Origin of the sequence: Streptomyces sp. NPDC090741, assembly GCF_044769045.1 — a bacterium.
Taxonomy (GTDB): Bacteria; Actinomycetota; Actinomycetes; order Streptomycetales; family Streptomycetaceae; genus Streptomyces.
Map to the genome: position 1 here is coordinate 146,014 of NZ_JBIVXF010000006.1, position 22,965 is coordinate 168,978.

At 69.4% G+C, this 22,965-nt stretch carries 17 protein-coding genes and 2 pseudogenes; 8 read left to right on the forward strand and 11 right to left on the reverse strand.

Translation table 11 applies throughout. The features are described from left to right. Nucleotides 1-46 precede the first annotated feature (46 nt). Complete coding sequence (locus tag ACIQU4_RS18295; protein ID WP_403731332.1) at nucleotides 47-673, forward strand: TetR/AcrR family transcriptional regulator; 627 nt, start codon at nucleotides 47-49, stop codon at nucleotides 671-673. A 370-nt stretch (nucleotides 674-1,043) separates the two neighbouring features. Here the strand turns inward: ACIQU4_RS18295 and ACIQU4_RS18300 are convergent, their stop codons facing one another. Then, entirely contained in the window at nucleotides 1,044-1,283 is a 240-nt protein-coding gene (locus ACIQU4_RS18300; RefSeq protein ID WP_403731088.1) for a hypothetical protein, read from the reverse strand. Nucleotides 1,284-1,572: 289 nt separating this feature from the next. On the opposite strand from ACIQU4_RS18300, the gene ACIQU4_RS18305 reads away from it, so the two are divergent. Then, nucleotides 1,573-1,893: a hypothetical protein gene (locus ACIQU4_RS18305; protein ID WP_403731335.1), complete on the forward strand. Its 321-nt coding sequence runs from the start codon at nucleotides 1,573-1,575 to the stop codon at nucleotides 1,891-1,893. A gap of 105 nt (nucleotides 1,894-1,998) precedes the next feature. Here the strand turns inward: ACIQU4_RS18305 and ACIQU4_RS18310 are convergent, their stop codons facing one another. The 4 genes from ACIQU4_RS18310 to ACIQU4_RS18325 all read right to left on the reverse strand — a co-directional run bounded on the left by ACIQU4_RS18310 (nucleotide 1,999) and on the right by ACIQU4_RS18325 (nucleotide 6,049). Next, on the reverse strand, nucleotides 1,999-2,721 hold the full coding sequence (locus tag ACIQU4_RS18310; protein ID WP_403731338.1) for a class I SAM-dependent methyltransferase: 723 nt from the start codon (nucleotides 2,719-2,721) through the stop codon (nucleotides 1,999-2,001). 216 nt (nucleotides 2,722-2,937) lie between these two features. Continuing rightward, on the reverse strand, nucleotides 2,938-3,936 hold the full coding sequence (locus tag ACIQU4_RS18315) for a hypothetical protein (RefSeq protein ID WP_403731341.1): 999 nt from the start codon (nucleotides 3,934-3,936) through the stop codon (nucleotides 2,938-2,940). A gap of 337 nt (nucleotides 3,937-4,273) precedes the next feature. Then, nucleotides 4,274-4,918 carry a LysE family translocator gene (locus tag ACIQU4_RS18320; protein WP_403731344.1) on the reverse strand — a complete coding sequence of 215 codons (645 nt, stop codon included), beginning with the start codon at nucleotides 4,916-4,918 and terminating at the stop codon, nucleotides 4,274-4,276. Between the two features lie 663 nt (nucleotides 4,919-5,581). Further along, nucleotides 5,582-6,049: a hypothetical protein gene (locus tag ACIQU4_RS18325; protein ID WP_403731347.1), complete on the reverse strand. Its 468-nt coding sequence runs from the start codon at nucleotides 6,047-6,049 to the stop codon at nucleotides 5,582-5,584. A 1,471-nt stretch (nucleotides 6,050-7,520) separates the two neighbouring features. On the opposite strand from ACIQU4_RS18325, the pseudogene ACIQU4_RS18330 reads away from it, so the two are divergent. Next, nucleotides 7,521-7,693: pseudogene (locus tag ACIQU4_RS18330) on the forward strand (RidA family protein); the annotation flags it as partial. Between the two features lie 287 nt (nucleotides 7,694-7,980). Here the strand turns inward: ACIQU4_RS18330 and ACIQU4_RS18335 are convergent. Then, nucleotides 7,981-8,919 (reverse strand): NADP-dependent oxidoreductase, encoded by a 939-nt coding sequence (locus ACIQU4_RS18335; protein WP_403731349.1) that lies wholly within the window; start codon nucleotides 8,917-8,919, stop codon nucleotides 7,981-7,983. A gap of 479 nt (nucleotides 8,920-9,398) precedes the next feature. On the opposite strand from ACIQU4_RS18335, the gene ACIQU4_RS18340 reads away from it, so the two are divergent. Then, on the forward strand, nucleotides 9,399-10,631 hold the full coding sequence (locus ACIQU4_RS18340; protein WP_403731352.1) for a cytochrome P450: 1,233 nt from the start codon (nucleotides 9,399-9,401) through the stop codon (nucleotides 10,629-10,631). A 57-nt stretch (nucleotides 10,632-10,688) separates the two neighbouring features. Here the strand turns inward: ACIQU4_RS18340 and ACIQU4_RS18345 are convergent, their stop codons facing one another. Both ACIQU4_RS18345 and ACIQU4_RS18350 read right to left on the reverse strand, forming a co-directional pair. Next, nucleotides 10,689-12,152 (reverse strand): PP2C family protein-serine/threonine phosphatase, encoded by a 1,464-nt coding sequence (locus tag ACIQU4_RS18345; protein WP_403731355.1) that lies wholly within the window; start codon nucleotides 12,150-12,152, stop codon nucleotides 10,689-10,691. Nucleotides 12,153-12,718: 566 nt separating this feature from the next. Beyond that, on the reverse strand, nucleotides 12,719-13,285 hold the full coding sequence (locus ACIQU4_RS18350; RefSeq protein ID WP_403731358.1) for a hypothetical protein: 567 nt from the start codon (nucleotides 13,283-13,285) through the stop codon (nucleotides 12,719-12,721). A gap of 71 nt (nucleotides 13,286-13,356) precedes the next feature. Between ACIQU4_RS18350 and ACIQU4_RS18355 the strand changes: the two genes are divergently transcribed. Next, on the forward strand, nucleotides 13,357-15,009 hold the full coding sequence (locus tag ACIQU4_RS18355) for a cytochrome bc complex cytochrome b subunit (protein ID WP_403731360.1): 1,653 nt from the start codon (nucleotides 13,357-13,359) through the stop codon (nucleotides 15,007-15,009). Between the two features lie 15 nt (nucleotides 15,010-15,024). On the opposite strand, the gene ACIQU4_RS18360 is transcribed toward ACIQU4_RS18355, so the two are convergent. Both ACIQU4_RS18360 and ctaD read right to left on the reverse strand, forming a co-directional pair. Further along, entirely contained in the window at nucleotides 15,025-15,420 is a 396-nt protein-coding gene (locus tag ACIQU4_RS18360) for a cytochrome c oxidase subunit 4 (protein WP_403731363.1), read from the reverse strand. Then, nucleotides 15,417-17,045 (reverse strand): cytochrome c oxidase subunit I, encoded by a 1,629-nt coding sequence (ctaD, locus tag ACIQU4_RS18365; RefSeq protein ID WP_403732104.1) that lies wholly within the window; start codon nucleotides 17,043-17,045, stop codon nucleotides 15,417-15,419. The genes ACIQU4_RS18360 and ctaD overlap by 4 nt, the downstream gene beginning before the upstream one ends. 1,062 nt (nucleotides 17,046-18,107) lie before the next feature. On the opposite strand from ctaD, the gene ACIQU4_RS18370 reads away from it, so the two are divergent. The 3 genes from ACIQU4_RS18370 to ACIQU4_RS18380 all read left to right on the forward strand — a co-directional run bounded on the left by ACIQU4_RS18370 (nucleotide 18,108) and on the right by ACIQU4_RS18380 (nucleotide 22,509). Continuing rightward, the gene (locus ACIQU4_RS18370) at nucleotides 18,108-20,555 is read left to right on the forward strand and encodes a SpoIIE family protein phosphatase (protein ID WP_403731366.1); all 2,448 of its coding nucleotides are present in this window, start codon (nucleotides 18,108-18,110) and stop codon (nucleotides 20,553-20,555) included. A gap of 88 nt (nucleotides 20,556-20,643) precedes the next feature. Next, complete coding sequence (locus tag ACIQU4_RS18375) at nucleotides 20,644-21,054, forward strand: STAS domain-containing protein (protein ID WP_403731369.1); 411 nt, start codon at nucleotides 20,644-20,646, stop codon at nucleotides 21,052-21,054. Nucleotides 21,055-22,041: 987 nt separating this feature from the next. Beyond that, complete coding sequence (locus ACIQU4_RS18380; protein ID WP_403731372.1) at nucleotides 22,042-22,509, forward strand: MarR family transcriptional regulator; 468 nt, start codon at nucleotides 22,042-22,044, stop codon at nucleotides 22,507-22,509. A 66-nt stretch (nucleotides 22,510-22,575) separates the two neighbouring features. Here ACIQU4_RS18380 and ACIQU4_RS18385 read toward each other — a convergent pair. Continuing rightward, a pseudogene (locus ACIQU4_RS18385) lies at nucleotides 22,576-22,698 on the reverse strand (DeoR family transcriptional regulator); the annotation flags it as partial. Between the last annotated feature and the right edge of the window lie 267 nt (nucleotides 22,699-22,965).

Below are 22,965 nucleotides of genomic sequence, written 5' to 3' on the forward strand. Positions count from 1 at the left end.
TTCAAACCATGTCAACGGCACAGGCTGTGCCGATAGAATCGGTGGCATGAACGATGAGCAGGCTCTACCTCGACGCCGGGGGGCCGCACGCACCGACGAGCTGCTCCAAACGACCCTCGATCTGGCGGCCGAAGTCGGCTATGCGGCCCTGAGCATCGAGGCCCTCGCCCGCCGAGCCGGCGTCGGGAAGCACACGATCTACCGGCGCTGGCCCTCCAAATCGGCGCTGCTCCTCGATGCGCTCAACCGCGTGTGGACCACAGGCCTGGACTACCTTGACACCGGTGACGTCCGCGCCGACCTGCGCGAACAGTTCCAGCGGTCGGTGACCGCCCTCTCCACCCTGCCGCTCGGCCCCCTCTACCGCGCGGTCATCGCCGAGGCACAGGCCGACCCGGCCCTCCGGGCGACCCTGCACGAGCGATTCCTGACCACCGTGGAGCAGAGCACGCTCAACCGCATCACCCTCGCCCAGCAGACCGGCGAACTCGACCCGGACGCCGACCTCACCTACCCCGCGGAGGTACTCAGCGGGGCCCTTTACTACCGCTGGCTCGTCACCGACCTCCCCCTCGACGCATACGCCATCGACGGCCTGCTCGACATGTTCTGGACCGCATACGGAAACCGGAAAAGTTCTGGCCAGGCTCCGCTCGGGCTGGGTGATGCGTGAGTCCGGCTTCGGTGACCGTCGAACACGATCTGGGACGCCAGACTGGGAGATGCACGCAAGCCAGCAGCCGCAAGTGGTCCGCGCGGCCGACAACGCCCACTGCTTCGGCACTGTCGGGGTCCATGCCGGCCAGCGCGAGCGCCGGCCCCGCATCCGTGCGGGCCGCGCGGAACACCTCCCGGACCAGCACCGCCAGATCTTGCGCCACCGCCTGCACGGCCTCGCCGGTGCGCAGCCGGGCCAGCACAGCGGACCGGATGCGGGCCGGGAGCTTGTCGGGCATGAGCGCACCGTAGAACCGCGCGTAGGGTGCCGGCCCTGCCCGACACACCAGCTCGCGGGCAGGCCCTGGCTCTCGGCGGGCGTCAGGTCAGGTGCGGAGGTAGTTGTTGGCGCCGTCGCGGTCCTCGGTGCTCTCTTCGTTGAACCAGTAGTCGCCCGCCGCCAGGTAACGGAAGGAGTGGGTGGTCTCGCCGGGCAGTGCGACCGTGACCGCCCGCTTGCCGTCGTTTCGCGGCTGGAGCGTGTGGACGCCGGGCCGCCAGTCATTGAAGTCCCCCACCACGCTCACCGGCCCCGGCGGATCCTCCCCCGGCAGAACGAACGTCACCTCGGTACCATCCCTGCGCGACCTGCGCTCCAACATGAACGGCTCCATTCGACGAGGCACAACGCGAATTGCGGGAATCCCCATCCTCAGGTGAGCCGATGCCCGGCGCGCCCCCGCACAGCCGCAAGTGTGAGCGTGTCACCCGCCCGGCACACCCCTCCCCGTGCCGGCGCGCAGCCCGGGCCCCGGCATGTCAGGGTGGCAGGGCGACAAGAGAGTCCACACACGCGGGACCCGGGCAGCGCCACGGACAACGCACCGCCCTGACCGACCCTCTACAGTGCGAACTGTGGATGATCACGAGACGCACCTCCTGGACGCGGTACGCACCGCCCTCCGCGAAGCGGGCTTCGACCCAGGCAGCGAAGGCGGGGAGGGCGTGCATCTGGTCCGCCACGCCCGCGGCGTCATGGTGGGCTGGATGCCCGAAGAGATCGACGAGTTGCACGCCCGCACCAGCGGCACCAACACCCCTGACCAGTCCCGTACGGAGCTGGCCGGACTGCACCACGCCACCGGTCTCGCCCTGGCCGCCGCACTCCATACCGCGGGCTTCACCACCGAAACCCAGAACGACCACATCCTCGTACTGCCCCCACCACCAGCCTGAGAGCGCCACAGCCTTGGCCAGTGCGCCCTTCACCCGGTGCCGTCACAACCCTCGGACAGGCCCACCTCACCGATCATGCCGGCGCCCCGGCAGCCCCCGGCCGGTTCACGGCAGCCGGGCGTAGAGGCGGAACAGGCCGTCTGCGGCGGTGCCCTCGAAGCGGAACCCGCAGTGCTCCAGCAGCCGGGTGGCCTGCTCCCGTGCGAACAGGCGGAACTCGCAACGCTGATGGGCCACCACCTCGTCGTGAGACCTGACGTAGTAGTCCTTCACGAACCGGTCACCGGCCGCGGCACGCACGTCCTGGGCATAGACCAGGCCGCCGGGCAGGTCACGTTCGTAGCTGTGGTGGGGGCCCTGGGAGGCCAGGGCCAGCAGGCCGCCCGGCTTCATCGCCGCGTGCAGATTGCGCAGCGCCAGTACGTTGTCCTCTTCGTTCAGGAGGTGACTGCAGAAGACGTCTTCGACTGCGTGCTGGTCGTGGATGTAGAACCAGATCCCGCCGACGGAAAAGGCCGCGTCGAAGGTGGGCGGGATTGCCATCTGCAGGACGTCCTGCCGCACGAGCCGGACGCTGCCGGCCAGGCGCCGCCGGGCCTGGACCAGCATTTCCTCGGTGTGATCGATCCCCGTGAGACTGAGGCCGGGCGGCTCTCCCAGGGCGAGCAGCCGCTCGCAGACCAAGCCCGTACCGACACCCAGCTCCAAGACCTCCCGCCGGCCCTTGAGGACCGAAGCAAGCGTGCGCGCGTAGTCGTCGTAGTCGTAGTAACCCGACGTCATGATCAGGTCGTAGTGCCGCGAAAGCCCGGTATAGGAATTGACCACGCCCGGACCCTAACCACCACCCGCGCACCCCCGCCAGAGCGCCGATCCCGCCACGAAACGGCTGCAACAACGCCAGCATCGACGCCTCCAGGTGCGCTCCACGACGAACCCCGTGCCTGGCCCCCGTGGCACGGCGAGGGGGCCGGTGACCATTTACGCGACGGTCTTCGCGGGATCCGGGGCTGCCGGGGCCGGGACGGCCGACGGCATCCACGATCACCGTGGTGCGACGGCTCCCGAGTCGGGGGACCGTTGGAGGCCGGAGGTGTCGACCGCTTCGAAGTCCGACCCCTTGATCTTCTTGAGCCCGTCGAGCTGGGAGTTGTTCCAGCCGGGGTTCTCCTCCCCCGAGATGTACCAGGCAGAGCCGTTGTCCGCGACGATGGCGCCGTACTTCTTGAGCGCCTCGGCGACGGCCTTCGCCTGCGGGGCGAGCTTCGAGGTGTCCACGGTGCTCTTGAGCCGCAGCCGCAGTCCCATCGGAGGCAGCGACGCGTCCGCCGCAGAGCCGGCCTGGTGCCGGGCGGGCCAGACGTAGCTCTGATCCGAGCGAGGCACGGTGATCCGGATCGCATGGTCGATGTGCCCGGCCGCCGCTTCGTCGCGGCGAACCAGGCCGGGGAGGACAGCGAGGCCCGCGGCATCGGCCGACGTCCACCCGTCGGGCCGCAGCGCATTGCTCCGCAGATCGAAGACCGCGCCCGACCCGGCGTGCCAGGCGTTGCCGCTCTCGCGCTGTGCGTTCCAGAGCTCGTACGACTTGCACAGGCCGCGGTCCCAGACGATGACGTGCCGGTCGCCGTCGCTGGCCGGCCCGTTCTCGACCCGGGCGTCCTGCGGAATCCGGTACCCGGAAGTCTCGCTCTCCTCGGCGTTGTCCAGGGTGACCTTCGACTCCGGCACCGCCGCGTCCGTGACGGTGATCGGGATGCCGAACGGTCGGCCGTCGATGAGCCCCGACCCGAAGTCCGGGTGCAGGGGCTCCGAAGCGCCGATCGAGGAGACGTACTGGGCGGACTTCGGGTGCACGGGAAGCCCGTCTACCGGCGCACGCCAGAAGCTGTCAGGCAGCGAGGTCGAGCAGGAACCGGCCGCGGGCGCGGCGGCGGATTCCGCATACCCGGACACCAGGCATGCCGTTGCGATCGTGGCCGCGGCGGCGATCGTGCCGATTCCCCTGCGCGATCGCGGGCCCGCTCTGCGCTTGCTGCTCATCGATCACCCCGGATACTCGTGCGTGGCCGCACGGTGCCGAGCAGACGGACGCCTTCTCCCCTAGCGTAAGCGCGTTCCGCTCACGGCGCCGCCCGGAACATCCGCGGGCACTCCGGTGACCCCACCCGCTACGATCGGCCCCTTCACCTGATGCTCCAACGAACAGACCTTCGACCACGCCGTCCCGTGGTGGTGGCTCATCGTCTTCCGCTCCCTCCTCCTCGCCGTTCTCCAGACTTTGACGTGTCTCGTGAGACACGCGGCCACCGACAAGACGGCCCCCGGGGGGAGCGAGCGGCTGGGCCCTGGTCTGGCGTCACGGTGACGCGGGCGGAGTTCAGGTGGAGACAGGAGTGCGGGACAGCGCGGTGCGCAGCGCGAAGGCGCCGAGCAGGCCACCCGCCGTGAACCGCTGGGCAGTCATGGCACGGGGCCGGGCGGTCAGAAACCCCGACACCCGCGCTGCGCCCAACATGATCAGAGCGTTCACCGAGATCCCCACGATGATCTGCACCCCACCGAGCTGGAGCAGTTGCCCCCAGGCCGAACCTGCCTGCGGGTCCAAGAACTGGGGCAGTAGGGCGGCATACATGAGAGCGATCTTGGGGTTGAGCAGGTTCGTCAGCAGCCCCATCGAGAACAGGCGGGCGTCAGAGACCGGAGCCAGGTCCTGGGCCGGGGCGAAGGGCGAGCGGCCACCGGGCTTGAGCATGCCCCAAGCGAGGTAGGCCAGGTAGGCGGCTCCAGCAAGTTTGACCGCCATGAACGCCACCGGCACGGCAGCGAACAACGCCGACAGGCCCGCAGCCGCGGCCAGCAGATAGCACACGAATCCCACGGCGGTTCCACTGAGGCTGACCAGGCCCGCCCTGCGGCCTTGGGTGATCGCGCGAGAGGCGAGGTGAATCATGTTCGGTCCCGGAGTCAGGGCCATGCCCAGTTCGACCAGGGCCACTCCTCCGACTGCGGTCAGAGTGATCACCGGTCAACCTCCTGGTCGTTCGTCGGGCATCTGATGGAACTGGGTAGCCGACATGCAACGGACGGCTACGTCGCATCAGCAGCGACTGTCTTGCCGTCTGCAGAGTACGGCCTTGCCGCTCGCCGTCTTCATGCGCCCCCCGGCCCCGTTCCTGGCCCGCCGACGACATCAAGTTGCTGATCCCGCAGCTGAACGCGGGCAGGCATTGAAAGGCAGCTCCCAAGACTGGCTTTGTTCACGAGTTGCTACAGCGGCTGTTCACGGGGTTGGGAGGCGCGCTCTGGGGATCGTGTTCGATGTTCACGAGAAGCAGCAGCACTCCGTCAGATCGTGCGTGCTCAATCGGTGACGCATAAGGTGATGCCCCGCCGCCGAGGTACGACAGCGGGGCATGGGGCGCGTGTCAGGCCGATCGGGAGCTCGGACGGACGGCGGCCGTGGGAGGCTCCCGGCCGAAGCTGGCGGCCAGCCTCCTAGAAGCGGGTGTGTCAGATACCGCGCCGACCAGTCGCGTTCAGGAGACAGGCGCACCATCGGGGCGTCTGCGCAGGTAGCGCTACCGGAACCCCTCCAGCGCCCATCGCGGGATCGAATCCCTTTCGACTCGAACCCCATCGCATCGGCTGGGTGAGCGGCGGTGCTCCGGCCGCCCCGTGCGAGCGGTCAGAGGTTGTAGCGCTCGATCTTCAGTACCCAGTTCTGCACGCCGCCCATATCCCTGTCGCTGACGTGGAGCTTGACCTGGGCGTTGACCTTCCGTTCGGCGAATTCGGGTTCGAATCGGACCACGCGGATGAGGGTATGGCTGGACCATTCCGGGTTGCCGCGGGCGGTGATGAAGCGGTGGTTGTTGCTGAGCGGCTCGGCCTGCTGGTCGCCGAAGAAGACGGTCGCGTACAGCACGCCCTGCCCGTCGCCGCCCTGGTCGGAGGAGAGGGCCTCCGCGGAGAAGGTGGCCACGAAGAGCGCGCCGTACGAGGGGGCTCCCTGCCCCAGGCTCAGGTTGATCGATGCGCCCGGAACGTCGGTCCAACTGGTGCTGGTGGTCTCGAAGCGTTCGGCGTCCCACTTCGCGTAGGAGATGTTCGGGGCGCTGGTGATACGGAAGGAATTCTGCGGCGGCGTACTCATGGCAGCTCCTCGGTGTGAAGGGGTCCTGATTTGACCGGAGTTCGCACTGACCGGTGTGTTGTGAGGATCGCCGCAGTCCACCTGCGCCACACCTCGATGAGTGACGGTGTGCGCTCCTATGGATACTTTCAGTCACCATGAGGTTGCATCGCCGTCCTCCGGTGCCCCACTCAGCACTGATGCGTCGCTCATGCGTCCTAACGGTCCGTCGGCGCAGGCAAGACAGGCGACCGACGTGCGGAAGACAACAGTCCGGAAACGGCTCACCCACCCGGATGACCTACTGGAAGCCGGCGGTCAACGAGGGGCACGCGCCGAGACCGCGATCCGCGCCGCACTGCAAGAACGCCGAGATTCCGCGCCACGTCTGTTGGAGCAGCCGTCCGGGCGCCAAAGGCCCGGTCCCCGACGACGGCCGCAGCCGGGTTCGTCAGGCTCGACGCTTCGCTCTCTGGTCTCGCCATCGCAGCCGACCCTGAAGGTCACACAAGAAATTGATCAGTCGCACCTCAGGTTCAGAAACAACTACAGCCGCGCTGTCCGTTCCCGTGAACATTTCGAATCGCCTGTCAGCGCAGACCGACCCCCAAGAGGCTTACAGGTGCTGCTCGTTCTCGTGAACAGAGCCACAAGACTCACCTCCGTCGAGATGTCTCAAGGTGTCTGCCGAACCGGATGAGACAGCTCAAAGTGCCTGGAGAGCCGTCGAACTTCTGCTCATAAGCAACCAACGCCTGCGCGCAGTGCGGCCGGGCCAGGCAGCGGCTCCGCGGCCTGCGCCAGCATCGGCTCAACCGGCGGTCGCAACACCATCTCCGGGGCCTCCCGCCCGGTCACCCTCCATCTATGGTCGGCCCGACCAGAGGAGCCCCGCCGTGGGCTGCGCGGCATGTCATCCATCCGAGGGGCCCGTCCGGGGCCGTCTGGGCCGCTCCGGGGCCCGAGTGCGGAACGGCGGCGGCATACGCCGCCGGCCCCTGCCCCTACCTCGTCCTCGCCGCCCTGCTCAAGGCACGGCGCCAACGGCGGCGAGCAGCACGCCTTCCACAGCGATCCGGTCCCTGCCGCAAAGAGAGTGCCAGCACCCTCGCCCGACGGGCCGCCGACGCTGGCGGCCTGGTCGCTGGTTCATGGCTTCACAGCACTGCGGCGCAGTGGCACGCTACCGCTACCGCCGGACGTCGACCCGGAGGGCGTGGCGCGGCAGGTCGCCAGGCTCCTCCTCCGATAGGGCGAGTTCGGCGATGTCGGTTGCAGTTGTGGTTGAGTCCAGCGCCGTCCAGCGCCGTCCACAACCCCACCAACATGCCGCTCCGCCACAGGTCAGCACGCCTACGGCAGTCGCCGCACGGCCGGACGAACGGTTGGAGCCAGTGCGTGCAGGAGTTCCAACAGGGGTCGGGATCCGCCGGCCCATTCGGCGAGGTGGTGGCGGTCGACGCGATGGAGACGCTGGGACTTCGCGAACCAGGTGCCCGAGCAGTTGCATCGAACGCCTGGCCTGCACCACGTCACCGTGGTGGAGGCGGCCGCACGGCCTACCTCGCAGGGCAGTGTCCGCTTGATCGAAACGGTGACCTCGTCGGTCGCGATTCCCTTGACACGCAAATAGGTCGGATGTGGGCGTGGGAGACGTTGACGGCGCGCTGGTCTGCGGTGAGGTTTCCCGCCGAACCGCGGTAGGGGGCGCGTACAGTGCCGTCGGCGCCCTGGTACGCCTTGTCGGCCCAGCACTTCACGCCGGCGTCGGCGAGGGCTTCGTGACACCGTGGGGCTGCGGGCGGCCCGACTCCGGACGGCGTCGGCCCCGCCCGGATGCGGCTGGTCGGGGCCGACGCCATGGACAAGCGAGGGCCGGGCACCTGGCCCGGTGAGTTCAGCCGGGGTCGGGGCACCCACCTTCTCGACCTGATGGATCCAGGACTTCGGTACTACGGCACGAGGACGATCTTGCCCTGGACCCGGCCGGTTTCGCTGAGCTCGTGGGCCTTCGCGGCCTCGGTGAGCGGGAGGGCGTCGGCGATCGTGGGGTTTAGGCCATGGGTGTCGACGAGTTCGGCGAACGCGGTCAGCACGGCGGGGGTGGGTTCCAGGAAGAACTCCACGAATCGTATGCCGAGTTCGGCGGCCCGGGCCGTCACCTCGGTGCGGTCCACGCCGACGCCGACGACGTCGACCAGGATGCCGCCCGGCTTGAGAGTGGGCAGGGAACGCGGGCCGTAGTCGTTGCTGACGGTGTCCAGGACCGCGTCGATGCCGCGCAGGGCCGAGAAGTCCTCCACCGTGTAGTCGATCAGCTCGTCAGCGCCGAGTCCGCGCAGGTAGTCGTGCTTGGCTGCGCGGGCCGTGCCGATGACGTACGCGCCCCGGGACTTGGCGATCTGCACGGCGATGTGGCCGACGCCCCCGGCCGCGCCGTGGATCAGCACCCGCTGGCCGGGCTGTACGTCGGAGAGGGTGACCAGGGCCTGGTAGGCGGTGAAGCCGGAGATCGGCAGCGCCGCGGAGCCGACGTGGTCGAGGGTGCGCGGCTTTGGCGCGATCCGGTCTTCGGTCACCACCACGTGGTCGGCATGGCTGCCATACGGCGGGACGGTCCAGCCGTAGACCTCCTCGCCCACCGCGAAGCGGGTGGCGCCCTCGCCGATACCCTCCACCACGCCGCTGAACTCGTGGCCGAGCACGAACGGCGGCGGGCCGAAGAAGTCCACCTTGCCGATACGGACCTTCCAGTCCGCAGGGTTCATACCGGTGGCCCGTACGCGCACCAGGACCTCGCCCGGGCCAGGCGAGGGAAGAGGTATCTCGGCAAGTTCCAGCACATCGGAGCCGCCGAGAGCCTGCTGTGTGATCACCCGTGTCGTCGTCATGCAGAACATTCTGCGCCTGATGATCATGAAAGAGAAGCGGCTTCGCCCCCGGCCTGACACGAAGGACGCCGCCCAGTGCGGCGATGTCTTCGCGCTACCACCGCCAATGGCGGTAGCGCTGGGTAAACACGCTTGAACGCGACAAGGCACAGATCTCGGGGTAACCGTGAACCGGTCACGGGACTGGCCCGCCCGCCCGAACGTTCAGCCGCACTCTCGTCACGCTCGCCAGCAGCCAGGCACCGCCATACCGTTCGCTCCTTCACCTGAAGGGCTTCGGCCATCAACCGCACACGCCGGGACGGCGGCGCCCCATCCCGCCGCAACGCGACCAGCCAGCGCACAGCCGGCCCGCGAAGAACCCTGGCCGAGACCGGCCTCGGGCTCGCCGCGGCGCGTGAGGGTGAAGGGCCGGGGCGAGCCGGGTGGCGACAGGCCGAGGGGCGTGTGCGGGACAACGAACCGGGTACGCGAGTTTCATGTCCTCTTTCAGTGACAGCACGCTCAGTCTCCTGACCCGCGGCTACGCCTGGCTGCCCGACCGGATGCGCACCGCTTCGGACGGCACGTTCAGGACTCGTCTGCTGGGCAGGCCGACGATCGCCCTGCGGGGCCCGGCAGCCGCCGACTTCTTCTACGACGAACGCCACGTCCTACGCTCTGCGGCCCTCCCGGATCCCGTCCTCGACACCCTGTTCGGACAGGGCGCCGTCCACACCCTGGACGCTGAGGCCCACCGGGTCCGCAAGGCGATGTTCATCGCCCTCCTCAAGGACGAGAAGGGCGTCGCCACGCTCGGCGGCCACGTCAGCTGGCGGTGGCGCGAAGCGGTGACCGGATGGCAGCGGGGCCGGGTGGTGCTCTTCGACGAGACCGCCAGAGTCCTCGCCCTGGCCGTGGGCGACTGGGCGGGGCTCCCGCTGTCCGACGCGGAGGCCTCCCGGATGGCAGGCGACTGCACGGCCATGGTCGACGGGTTCGCCACGCCCTGGCCCCGGCACCTGCGCGCACGCCGCGCCCGGGCCCGCCAGGAGAAGGTCCTCGCCATGCTGGTCACTCGGGTCCGCGGCACCCAGGAGCCCGACACCAAGGCTTCCGCCCTGGAGACGGTGGCCTGGCACCGCGACGTGGACGGCGCCCTCCTGGACCCGCACACCGCAGCGGTGGAACTGCTGAACATCATCCGGCCCACGATCGCCATCGCCTGGTTCGTCGCGTTCGCCGCCCACGCGCTGCACCGGTGGCCCCACCACCGTGAACTCCTGCGTTCGGATCCCGAGGGCACCTACGCCGAAGCGTTCGCTCACGAGGTGCGGCGCTTCTACCCCTTCGCCCCCTTCGTCGGCGGCCTCGCCACCCGCGACCTGACCTGGCGGGGCGAAGACATCCGCAAGGACACCCTGATCCTGCTGGACCTCTACGGGCAGAATCACGACCCGGCCCTGTGGGACCACCCCTACCACTTCGACCCGCACCGCTTCACCAGCCCGAACGGCGCGGACAACCCGCTCGCCAACCTGATCCCCCAGGGCGGCGGCGACGCCGCCCGCGGCCACCGCTGCCCCGGCGAAGACATCACCGTGACGGCCCTGTCGGCAATCACCGCCGAACTCGCACGGCTCGACTACGACGTCCCCGACCAGGACCTCACCATCCCCCTGACCCGCATGCCCTCCGCGCCCCGCAGCGGCTTCGTACTGAGCCTGTCGTGAAAGGTCGCTGCCGGCGAGGGTGAAGCCGGCCGTGCTCGCCTGCCCGGGTCGGCGCTGTCACTCCAAACTCAGAACGAAGAGGCAGGTGTCGTCCTCGTGGTCCTCGACCGCGTAGCGGCTCATGATGCGATCGAGAGCCTCCTGGGCGGCGAGCCCGCCGCAGGTTTCGAATGCGGCCAGCAGGGCGTTGATGCCGACTGTGATGTCCTCGCCCCGTCGCTCGACCATGCCGTCCGTGTACAGGAGCAACAGGTCGTCGGGCCGGAGCTGCACGTCCGCCGTCGCGTATGCGTGGCCCGGCATCAGCCCGAAGAGGGGTCCCCGGTGCTCGGTGCCGAGGACCGACGCCTGTCCGTCCCGTAGGAGGAGCGGCGCCGGGTGGCCCGCACACGCCCAGCGCAGCGTGCGCTCCGCATCGATGTGCCCGATGATCCCCGTCGCGGTCTCCGCGCTGGGATCGGCGCACAACAGCTCGTTGAGCCAGGTCGTCAACTGCCCCGCGTCGGTGCCTGGGGCGTGCGCAAGGCCGGCGAGTGCGTGGCGCTGCTGGGCCATGCGGGCGACGGCGCCGAGGCCGTGTCCCGATGCATCACCGATGGCCGCCAGGACGCGCCCGTCGGGCAGCCGGCGGCACTTGTACCAATCGCCGCCGATCGCCTCGGATTCGGAGGGCAGGTACGCCGCCGCGACGGCCAGCCCGATCTCGGCGAGCGCCGTGGAATGCGTGGGCAGAAGTGCCTCACGGAGCACCGAAGCCACACGGCGTTCCGCGGCCGCCTCCTCCGCGAGCCGTTCCGTGCGCAGCCGGGTGACCGCCAGTCTCTGGCGGCTGCGCACTTGCGCACTCAGATCCCGGGCGATGAGGTGCAGGGCCCAGGGCAGCCCGTCCCTGGCGATGACGGAGTGCCCCACCAGGTGCAGGGTGAGTACCTCTCCCCCCACGCTGAAGCGAATCTCCGCACCCGGCGGCTCCTCCCCGTCCAGCAGCCCGGTGAGCAGCTTGCCGAAGCGCCACACGTCCTCCAGCAGAACGGCGTCGCACAGCTCTGCCAGTGAGAGGGTCCGCCCGGTCTCCGTTCGGAAGATGGAGGACATACCCTCCGACCAAGTGGCTTTGCCGGACAACAGGTCCCACGTCCCCCACCCCATGGAGGCGATGTACTGCGCGTCGAGTGAGAGCAGCTCCGTCCGGTTGCGGGCGGGCCGCCAGGTGACCAGCACGTGGCCCCCGCAGGACGCGGCGTCGTAGAGCAGCTGTGTGCGGTGCAACCCGTCCGCCCGCTGCTCCGTATAGTCCACGGCGTACGACTCCAGGACGTGCCCTCGGTCGAGGACCTCGGAAAGGGCATCGATCAGTCCTCCGGCTGCCGCGCCGGGCTGGACCTCAAGGAGTCTGCGGCCGGTACAGGCCGCGGAGCTCTCCAGCCACTCGGCCGCGCGGACGTGGTTCCCGGCCCGCACGGTGAAATCCACCGTCCGGCCCTCGCCATCCCGGACCGGCACGAGCACGGCCGCAGACACCGGAATGGCGGGCAGGGTCGCGCAGACACAGGCCCACGGGTCGTCCCCGTCTCCCGCGGCTCCACACGCGTGCGTCCGGCCCTCGGCGCCTCCGCAGGGGCAGGCCACGGCGGAGGGGGCCTTCGAGACCGGCGCGTCGTCGCTCCGAACGCCCGCACGGCGACTGGCGGCAGCACGCAGCCCATCCACCTCACGCGCGATCAATCGCTTGAGCGTCTCGGGATCCCGCGGGGTCAAGGGCATCGTCGGTCCTCGGCCTCGCCGGCATCGAACCAGCGCAACGGCTGAGCGGGAGAGGATCGGGTCGGCGAGCGGCCCTGGTCGAGCATGTCGTCGGTGTCGGACTTCCCCAGGTCGTCGTCCAGCCGGCTGGGCCTCCGACGGCTCTTCCCCGGGCTGGGGCGGGGGCCGGCAGACGTCATCGCCGCCGCATCGGATTCACTCATGGGCACGTCATGCCCTCCTCCTCGGACCGATCCCCTCGGGGGCTGGTTCGGGCTCCCTGGGTGCCCTACCCATCAGCGGATCACACCGGCCGGAGCGCCACGAGCCCGATCAGGTTGTTCTCAAGGGGGACGGGCAGGGCGCGCGGGCGTTTGGGGGACGGCTGACGGGCGGGACGGGGATCGACCGCGTCTTGTCCGCCATGTCCCGTTCTGTGAGACGGTGACCGTCCCCGAGCAGCTGCCGAACGTGATCGACCGGACGATGCGCCGGCCCATGCCAAGCGGACCGTGGCCGCGGCCATCGTCCCCGCCGCCGTGCAGGAACTCGACTACGTGCCGCATCCTCGTCCGCGCGGCAGCCGCGCCCAGCAGGCCGGTCGTCTCGAAGGGCGAACAGCGGACCAGCCGGGGTCCGTCGGAGGCCAGGTCCCGCACCATGCGTTTGGCCGGCTTCACGGTGGAGCGTACGTTGAGGTCCACGATCTCCAACGCGTCCTCGAGGTCCGTGTCGTCGAACGCGCCGCCCTGCCCGACGCCCGCGTCGAGCACTGCGACCGCCACCGGTCGTTCTGTCTCCGTCACGGCGACGTAGAAGCGTTTGGTCTCGTCGTGGGTGTCGGGGCCCGCCGGTGCGTCCGATGGACGCCGACTGCGCGCCTTCGCGGTGTCGGTCCCGAGGGGCGCCATGCTCGACCCTGGATCCGAATCCCGCCGGGGCCGACCGTCGGGACGGGGCCGTCGGTGGGAGGCCTGAGCGCGTGCTGCTGGGACGAAGAAGGGCACGGCTCGCTCGGGCGGCGCGACGGACGGTGAGGCGAGCGGGTTTCGCGCTGGACGCCCGCCTACCACTGGGCGAAGTAGCGAAGGCAGGCCTGAGGAAGGCGTTCCCTGACCACTGGTCCTTCCTGCTCGGCGAGATCGCGCTCTACAGTCTCGTCGTGCTGCTGCTCACCGGCACGTACCTCACCCTCTTCTTTCAGCCCTCCATGGGCGAGGTCACCTACACCGGCTCCTACGGCCCGTTGCGCGGCCTGCGCGTCTCCGAGGCGTACGACTCCACCCTGCGGATCAGCTTCGATGTGCGCGGCGGCCTGCTGATCCGGCAGATGCACCACTGGGCGGCGCTCGTGTTCGTCGCCGCCGTCGGGGCCCACCTGCTCCGCGTGTTCTTCACAGGAGCCTTCCGTAGACCCCGCGAGGTCAACTGGCTCGTGGGCCTCACGATGTTCGTACTGGCCCTCGTCGAGGGCTTCGCCGGCTACTCGCTCCCGGACGACCTGCTCTCCGGTACCGGGCTGCGCACGGCCCAGGGCATCATGCTGTCCCTGCCCGTCATCGGCACGTACATGAGCTTCTTCGTCTTCGGCGACGAGTATCCGGGCGAGGACATCGTCTCCCGGCTGTATCCGGTCCACATCCTGCTCGTACCCGGACTCCTGCTCGCGCTGGTGACGCTGCACCTGATCCTGGTCGTCCATCTGAAGCACACCCAGTGGGCCCATTCCGGGCGGACCGGCCGCAACGCCGTCGGAGCCCCCTTCTTCCCTCAGTACGCCGCGAAATCAGGGGGCTTCTTCTTCATGGTGGCCGGCCTCCTCGCCGCGGTCGGAGCACTGGCGCAGATCAACCCCGTCTGGGCGTACGGGCCCTACCGGCCGGACCTCGTCTCCACCGGTTCCCAGCCCGACTGGTACGTCGGGTTCCTGGAGGGTGCTCTGCGCCTGATGCCCGGTATCGAGACCAGATTGTGGGGGCACACCCTGATGTGGAACCCCCTCGTCCCCGGGGTTCTGCTGCCCGGTGTCCTGTTCGCGGGGCTGTACGCGTACCCGTTCTTCGAGCGGTGGATCAGTCCGGACCGGGGCGAGCAGCACCTGTGCGACCGGCCGCGGAACCGCCCCGCCCGGACGGCCCTGGGCCTGGCGGTCCTCTGCGCCTACGCGGTTCTGCTGCTGGCGGGCGCGCAGGACCTGCTCGCCTTCGTCTTCGAGGCTCCGCTGCCGGCCCTGACGTGGGCCCTGCGCTGCGCGCTCGTCGTCCTCCCGCCCGGTGTCTTCTGGCTCACCCGGCGCCTGTGCCTGGCACTGCAGCAGCAGGACGCCGAACTGCTGGAACGGGGCGCGGAGGGGGACGAGGTACGACAGACGGTCGAGGGCGGCTACGAGTCCTCCCACCTCCCGGTGAGCGCCCCACAGCGCTACCACCTGCTGGTGCGGCGCGTCCCCGAGCCGCTGCTTCCGGAGCCCGCGGTGCCGGGCGAACACAGAGCCGGGGCACAGCGCCTGCGAGCCGCCTTGAGCCACTGGTACTACAAGGACGCGGTGGCACCGCCGATGCGGGAAGAACACCGGCGCAGGGTCGACGCGATCCTGGCGGGCCCGGACGCGGCAGAAACCGACTCACGTGGATGAGCGGCACACCACCGCTCAGGGCCCGATGTCGGCTTCGACGGGCCGGAACACGAATCCGAAGACGCCGACGGCGAGCACGCCGAAGCCGATGAGGGCCAGCCAGAGCCCCTGGACGACTCCCAGCCCGACCAGGGCTGTGCCGACAGCCGATACGACGGGAGCGTAGGAGCGGGCGGGGAAGGAGAAGCGTCGGTCCCCCACCTCCTGGACGAGGGCGCCGGTCCGGTCCTCGGGCCGGATGCCGAGTCGGCTGTACTGCCTCCAGAGGAAGGTGGCGACGAGGCCGGACATCAGGAACGAGACCGAGAGGGCGGCAACGCCGACCGGGTCGCTGGAGAACCACACATAGACGCCACCCGTGACGGCGAAGAACGCCGCGATACCACTGAAGAGCCAGGCCTCGGCCTTCATGGAGACCTCACTTCCGGGTGGTGCAGATCGAACGCCGGCGAGTCGGACCGGATCCGGGGCAGCGCGTGGAAGTTGTGCCGGGGCGGTGGGCAGCTGGTGGCCCACTCCAGTGAACGGCCCCACCCCCAGGGGTCGTCGACGTCCACCGCGACGCCGTGGCGGGCAGTCGTCCACACGTTGTAGAGGAAGGGCAGCGTGGAGAGGCCCAGGAGGAACGCTCCAATGCTGGACAGGGTATTGAGAAGGGTGAACCCGTCGGCGGCCAGGTAGTCGGCATAGCGGCGGGGCATTCCCTGTTCACCGAGCCAGTGCTGGACGAGGAAGGTCAGCTGGAATCCTGTGAACAGGCACCAGAAATGGATCCTGCCGAGGCGTTCGTCGAGGAGCTTTCCGGTGAGCTTCGGCCACCAGAAATAGAAACCCGCGAAGGTGGCGAAGACGATGGTACCGAAGAGCACGTAGTGCAGGTGGGCCACGACGAAGTAGCTGTCGGTGAGGTGGAAGTCCATGGGCGGTGAGGCGATCAGGACACCGGTGAGCCCACCGAGCAGGAAGGTGACGAGAAAGCCGATGCACCACAGCATCGGTGTCTCGAAGGACAGCGAACCGTTCCACATCGTTCCGATCCAGTTGAAGAACTTCACCCCGGTCGGGACGGCGATGAGGAACGACAGGAGGGAGAAGAAGGGCAGCAGGACCGCACCCGTCGCGAACATGTGGTGCGCCCAGACCGTGGCGGACAAGCCGGTGATGGCCACGGTGGCGCCCACTAGGGCCACGTACCCGAAGATCGGTTTGCGACTGAACACCGGGAGGATCTCGCTGACAATCCCGAAAAATGGCAGTGCCACGATGTACACCTCCGGATGGCCGAAGAACCAGAACAGGTGCTGCCACAACAGCGCCCCGCCGTTCGCGGCGTCGAAGACGTGCGCCCCGAATTTACGGTCCGCCTCCAAGGCGAGGAGCGCGGCCGTGAGGACCGGGAAGGCCAACAGGGCCAGGACCGAGGTGAGCAGCACGTTCCAGGTGAAGATCGGCATCCTGAACAGGGTCATTCCAGGAGCGCGCAGGCAGATGATCGTCGTGATGAAGTTGACCGACCCGAGGATCGTGCTCAGCCCCGAGACCACCAACCCCATCACCCATAGGTCCGCTCCCACGCCGGGTGAGTAGACGGCGCCGTTGAGCGGGGCGTAGGCGAACCAGCCGAAGGCCGCGGATCCGTCGGCCGTGAGGAAGCCGCTGACCACCATCAGGCCGCCGAAGAGGTACACCCAGTAGGTGAAGGCGTTCAGCCGGGGAAAGGCGACGTCCGGTGCGCCGATCTGCAAGGGCATCACGGCGTTGGCGAAGCCCGTGAATGTAGGCGTCGCGAACAGCAGCATCATGACGGTGCCGTGGACAGTGAAGAGTTGGTTGTACTGCTCGCGCGAAACGATCTGCAGACCCGGCCGGGCGAGCTCCGCCCTCATGATCAGCGCCAGCGCCCCAGCGAAGAGAAAGAACGCGAACGCGGTGACCAGGTACATGTTGCCGATCACCTTGTGATCGGTGGTCGACACGAGTCTCAGGACCCTGGCGCCGGACCTCACACGCCGATCTCTGCCCGGGGACGGTTCCATCACGCGCGGCGACTCGTCGACCGATGTCATCGGGCCTCCCGGAGCACGTGAGAGCCGGGACGTGCACCCAGCCACCCCGCTACCTTGGCATTCCCGGGAGGCGTCCTCCGGCAGCCGAACCGCCAGCTGCCCCCGGTTGGGCGTATCCCCGGCCGAGCGTCCGAGCGTCTGCGTACCTCACCGACTCACCGGCGCCCGCCGCGGACGGCGGGCTTGACCGCGGTCGAAGGAGCGCGAGACCTGGTGGATCTTCAGATGGGTGTGATGGGTGTGTCGGCGGCCGGCCGCGTCCGTCCCCTACCGCGCGGCAGGCCCGCAGATGGACTCGGGGCGGCCGCTCCGGCGGGCCGGCTTCGAGGCCGCCCAAGGACGAGGACCTGCGGCCGGCCCAGGGTTCCCGTGACCGCGCCGAGGGTCGCCTCGGCAAGAGCCTCCTGGGTGCCGGGCTGATGTTTGCTCTCGCACCCGTTCAGCTCATAAATGTCGGCGTTTCCTTTTTATTGCAGAAATAATCCTTATGTTCGTCCAGGCTCTCAGGGCCGGACCTGATGGAGAGTGGTGAGAGACATGTGGCAGGTTCCATTTCGCAGGTGCCTGGCGGCACTCGCCGGCTGCCTGATTGCCGGCAGCCTTCTTCTGCCGTCCTCAGCTGAAGCTGCTGCGCTGGTGACTACGAGGTGGTCTTGCAACGGAGGGCCGGTCTTCACGGTCACCACGACCCCGCAGGCCACCTCCCTGCTCAGGCAGATCTACCCGCGGTACGGCTGCCAGCAGGTGGGGTAAACCCGCCATCGCGGCTCCGGCCCGCTAACGCGGCCATGTTGTGGGCGTGTAGACCCGAATCGGACCGTCTTCAAGGCTTCGTCTCGTGTCCGAGCGCCTGCAACCGCAGCTCGGGACCCGTCAAAGATCAGCGGATGGCGGGACGACAGCCTCACCCCGAATACGATCCGTGGTTCATCGGCATGCCCCAGGACCAAGACCGCCGGAGTGCCGTCACCGTCCGGTACCAGCCAATGCCGGCATCGCGCCCATCGCGCGCCAACGTGCCATGCTCAAGGTGTGAAGCGTGATGCCGCGCCACCGGGTGAGGGCGCCGCACCCGAGGTGTTGGCGCTCGCCAAAGTGATCGCCAGGCTGCGGTCGGAATTCGCGGACCTGGAAGGCATAGCCGCGACCACCGCCGTCGTGGAGCGGGCCAAGGGCGTACTGATGGCCCAAGAAGGGGTATCCGCCGACACGGCGTACCAAGTGCTCCTCGACCACGCGGGCGGGCGGGGCCACACACTCCTGGAGGAGTGCTGGATCACCCTGGGGCAGGTAGGCTCCCGTACGCCGTCCGGGACCGGCCCGCCCGTGTCCGCGTACGCCCCCGCCGAGGCCGTGTGCGCGCAGAAGGAGCAGGTCTCCTCCCCTTTCAGCCGCGGACGCTACCGCAGGGGTCACAGCGGCTCCGAACCCGCCCTGCGTCCGTTCCTGGCCCGGATCGCCGAAGGGCTGGCCGCGGCACACAACGGTGACGACATCGCGGAGCTGCTGCGAACCGTGCTCGGCGGGGCCACCGGCGTGGACGCCGTGATGATCTACTCCCTGACCTCCGCCGGGAGTCTGGAGCTGACCGGCCGCGCCGGCATCGACGAGGCGCTGGCCGGGCAATGGCGTCACGTCCCCCCGCTCAGTGGCATCGCCGCCCTGGAGGCGATCGCCGACCGCCGGGCCCTGTGGCTCGAGAACCCGGCGCAGGACGCCCGACGCTACCTGCTGATCGGAGACCCGCCGCAGCGGTGGCCGTCGCGCGCATGGCTCCCCGTCCCCGCGGACGGCCCCCCGAAGGCGGCCATCGGCTTCCTCCGTTCGGAGCCGGGTCCCTTCGCGGCCGACACCCGGGCCCTGCTTCGGCGGGCGGCCCGGTTGTGCGCGGGCCCGCTGGGGTGGCCGGAGCAGGCCCACGACGACGGGGAGGCCGCAGGCGATGCCGTCGTGGCGTCCGTCCAGCGGATCCTGGATGCGATGGCAGGACCCGCGGTCCTGCTCACACCCCTGCGCTCGGCGTCCGGCGAGGTGGAGGACTACCGCATCGACGCGGCGGCGCCGGAGTCGGTGGACGTGGCGGGGCGGCGCGGCAAGGAGCTCGTGGGCCGACAGGTCCTGGAGACATACCCGACAGTGGCGGGCACCGCGCTGTGGGACGGGTACCTGGAGACGCTGACCACGGGAACCACTTACGAGGGTGAGCCCTTCACCTACGAGGAGGTGGTCACCGGGGTCCCCCAGCAGTCCGTCTACTCGGTGCGGGCGTCCAGGCTGGAGGGCCACCTCGTGGTGTCCTGGGTCCGTCACGACACCAGTGAGCGGGAGGCCCGGCGACTGGCCGACATGCAGCGGCTGGGCAACCTGGGCTGGGCGGGATGGAACCTGGCGACGGACACCGTCATCTGGTCCGAGCAGGTCTACGCCATCTTCGACCGCGATCCCCGCGAGGGACCGATAGCGCTGGAGGAACTGCCGGCGCACCTCCTCACCGACGACCTGCCGAAGCTGGGCGCGGCCGTCCAGCGGCTCCTGAGCGACGGGGAGGCCATCGATCAGCCGTTCCGGATCACCACCGCGCACGGCGTACGACACCTGCGGATCGTCGCCGAGGCCCAGACCGACGCCGACGGCACCCCGGTCGAGGTGCACGGCTTCTTCCAGGATCTCACCGCACAGCGCGGCGCCGAGCTGGCGCTGCGCGAGAGCGAGCGCGCCGTCCTCCTCCAACGGGGCATGCTCCAGGCCGAACGCACACTCGCCACCCGACTTCAGGACACCCTGCTACCGATCCCCGAACAGTCCTTGGAACTCGCCGGCCTGCGCGTCGATGTCGCCTACGTCCCCGCGGACAGCGGAGTGAACGTCGGAGGCGACTGGTACAGCGCGATCGGACTTCCCGACGAGAGCGCGCTGTTCGTCGTCGGGGACGTGGCGGGGCACGGTCTGGCCGCCGTCGGCACCATGGCCCAGCTGCGATTCACCGCGAAGGGCATGACGGTCACCGGCTCGCCGCTGCCCGACGTCCTGCACAGGCTCAACACCCTCCTGCTCCACACCGCTTCGGACCCGTCGGCCGGCGCCACCGCCACGATGGTCATGGGCCGTTACCAGCCCTGGGACCGGCGCCTGATCTGGGTGCGGGCGGGACACCTGCCCCCCTTGCTGATCCGCGGAGATCGAGCGGACTTCCTCGAACAGCCGCCGGGCAGCCTCCTGGGCGCCAGCTTCGACTCCTCCTACGGGCAGGCCGTCATCGACCTACTACCCGGCGACCGCTTGCTGCTCTACACCGACGGACTCGTGGAGGAACCGGGCGAGGACATCGAAGTCGGACTCGACCGGTTCTCCGCAACCGCCCTGCGCCTGATTCGAGAGGGTCGGGGCGAAGCCCTCACCCGGACGCTGGCCGCGATGCGCCCGGGCAACCGAGACGACATCTGCGTCCTGGAGATCCGCGTCCCCGACGATGGCCCCTGAGCGCCCGGCGCCCGCCTGGTGCCAGGCATACGCCCTACGAAGCGGGGTATGCGCGATACGCGGCGAAGGTCCCTGGACGGGAGGAGGCATGATGGCCACGGCGAACGGTGAGCGCTTCGCCGTCGAGGTCGAGTCCGTCCCGGGAGCCACGGTTCTGGCCCTGGCCGGCGAGCTCGACCATGACACCGCCGAGCCCCTGCGGCAGGCACTCGACACCGCCCGCCAGGGCGGCGGTCGGCTGCTGGTCGATTTGAGCCGCCTGGAATTCTGCGATTCGACGGGGTTGAACGTGTTGTTGCACGGTCGGCTCGCGGCCGGAAACGTCGGGGGCAGCTTGGAGCTGGTCGGCCTACACCGACCAGTCGAACGAATGTTCTATATCACGGGTGCGGACCAGGTCTTCCGGGTCCACCCCGACGTCGAGACCGCCCTGTCGGCAGAGCAACGCCGGTCCCAGGAGCCCACCGCCCGACGACGCACGGCGCCACCGACACGGTGACCCGGTGCCGCGACCGGACTCACTGGCGAGGCCTCCGGGAACCCAGGTCGTCTGCTGGACCCGGGAACGGGGCCCCGAGGGGAGCCCGCCTAAAGGCGTCCGCAGCAGCGGCCGGGTGGGATCCACGCGGCGGTGAGGCGGCCACGAGAGGCTGCCGTCGTCCAGCGAGGGCTCTCCACAGAGCTGGCCCCCACCACCCGCAAGAGCACCTGCCAGGACGCGGCGAAGACGCTCGCCTATTACACCGGGCTGATCAACGAGGTGGTCCACCCCTTGCCGGCCACGGCCAAGTACCGGATGCCTCCGGCCCGGCTCCGCAGCGGCCTCTCTCACCATGGGTCTTGGACGTTCTTCCGGCTGTTGGTTCGCGTCGGATTCAAGCTCACCGTCGACGACCCAACCACTGGGACAAGGAAGCGGCGGACTGCCCGAACCGGGTAGCTCCGCCCCGTGCGCCAAGCGTCGACTTCTTCGACATTGTTCCTTCGAGGTGCGGCAACTCCAAGGTACCGATGGCCGCACCCTGCCCGATCAACTGACCAACCACGCCGAAGAGACACTCTCAAGGCCACCGCGGTTACCGTCATCAACACCGACGGGATGCGGGACCGCAACCGCACAAGCCTGGGATGGGCTCCACCCCCGGCTGACCCGCCGGGCGCCGTGGCTCGACCACGCGGGACCGCAGATCCCGGCCCCCGACTGCCGGGGCTGCTCACCGGCACCCGGCACGTCGAACTGCCCTGGGCCGACCATCTCCCCAGCCTGGAGCGGCCTGCCACTGTGACGGACCTGCTGATCGGCTTACTGCACGGAGCGGTCCCTGCCAGCTGAGCAGCCACGTGGTGTCCGGGGTCGGGCCGCCGGAGGCGTCCGGGAGATCACCTGCTTGCCCTCAACCACACTTGAGGTCGTACGTTTCCTGCATGGCCCGCATGACGTGCACGGCGTGCAGGCGCCGCCCCGGATACGAGGAGGGAACACCCCATGACCACCCAGCACATCTCCGACGCTGAACTCGCCGGACAGCCCGCCGCGTACTGGACCGGTGTCGCCTACGAGGCGCTCATCGCATTCACCCGGGCCCGACAGGCTGAGAAGGGCTACACCCAGCCCCAGTTCTGGCTGCTGCGCAACCTGTCGGCGAACGACATCTCCCCCGACGGCGAGGGAATGACCCTGCCCGAGCTCCAGGTGGCCATGACCTCCTACATCCGTCCCGAGGACGACCTGGCGGCGGAGGCCGAAGTACTCATGGAACGCGGCTGGCTGACCCAGGACACCGAGCACCGGCTGTGGCTGACCGAGGAGGGGGAAAACGCCCGAGTCGACCTCGCGCGCAACGCGCCCGCGATCCGCGCAGCCCTCCACGACGGCATCGACGACGCGGACTACGTCACCACCGTGAAAGTACTCCAGCGGCTGATCCGCAACGCAGGCGGGACGGCCTCCTGACAAACGCCGGCCCCGCCAACTCGCCCCCATACGGCCAGCACTGTGACTTGATCTCAAACCGCCCGCGGCCTGGTCCTCGGGCAGGGCGTTGGTGATCAGGACATCCACCTCGTCCAGCGTGGCGAAGGTGGTCAGCCCCAGCGTGGACCACTTGGTGCGGTAGGCGACCACGACCGTGCGGCGGGCGGAGCACAGGCCGCCCAGCAGGGCCGCGATCGTCGGGGCGGTCTTCCTCGGCACGGCGGCGTCCAGGGCCCGCCGGAGAGGACCGACCTCGGAGAGGTGGCCTCGGCTCCCGGCGGTCGACGACCCGGGCCAGGAACACGCACAGCTCCCGGTGGGCCTGGCGGGTGCACGGGGTCGTCGTCCGGGTCCTGCGCGGCGACGCCGGCCGCGCGCAACACGGCAGCGACCAGGGGGCCGTCCACCCGGGGCCGCCGGCCTCGGAGGTCTCCA

Bases quoted from the DNA above. Each gene is read 5' to 3' on its own strand.
- ACIQU4_RS18295 (WP_403731332.1), top strand. From the start codon at position 47: ATGAACGATGAGCAGGCTCTACCTCGACGCCGGGGGGCCGCACGCACC.
- ACIQU4_RS18315 (WP_403731341.1), bottom strand. From the start codon at position 3,936: ATGAGCAGCAAGCGCAGAGCGGGCCCGCGATCGCGCAGGGGAATCGGC.
- ACIQU4_RS18325 (WP_403731347.1), bottom strand. From the start codon at position 6,049: ATGAGTACGCCGCCGCAGAATTCCTTCCGTATCACCAGCGCCCCGAAC.
- ACIQU4_RS18335 (WP_403731349.1), bottom strand. From the start codon at position 8,919: ATGACGACGACACGGGTGATCACACAGCAGGCTCTCGGCGGCTCCGAT.
- ACIQU4_RS18340 (WP_403731352.1), top strand. From the start codon at position 9,399: ATGTCCTCTTTCAGTGACAGCACGCTCAGTCTCCTGACCCGCGGCTAC.
- ACIQU4_RS18350 (WP_403731358.1), bottom strand. From the start codon at position 13,285: ATGGCGCCCCTCGGGACCGACACCGCGAAGGCGCGCAGTCGGCGTCCA.
- ACIQU4_RS18360 (WP_403731363.1), bottom strand. From the start codon at position 15,420: ATGAAGGCCGAGGCCTGGCTCTTCAGTGGTATCGCGGCGTTCTTCGCC.
- ctaD (WP_403732104.1), bottom strand. From the start codon at position 17,045: ATGGAACCGTCCCCGGGCAGAGATCGGCGTGTGAGGTCCGGCGCCAGG.
- ACIQU4_RS18375 (WP_403731369.1), top strand. From the start codon at position 20,644: ATGATGGCCACGGCGAACGGTGAGCGCTTCGCCGTCGAGGTCGAGTCC.
- ACIQU4_RS18380 (WP_403731372.1), top strand. From the start codon at position 22,042: ATGACCACCCAGCACATCTCCGACGCTGAACTCGCCGGACAGCCCGCC.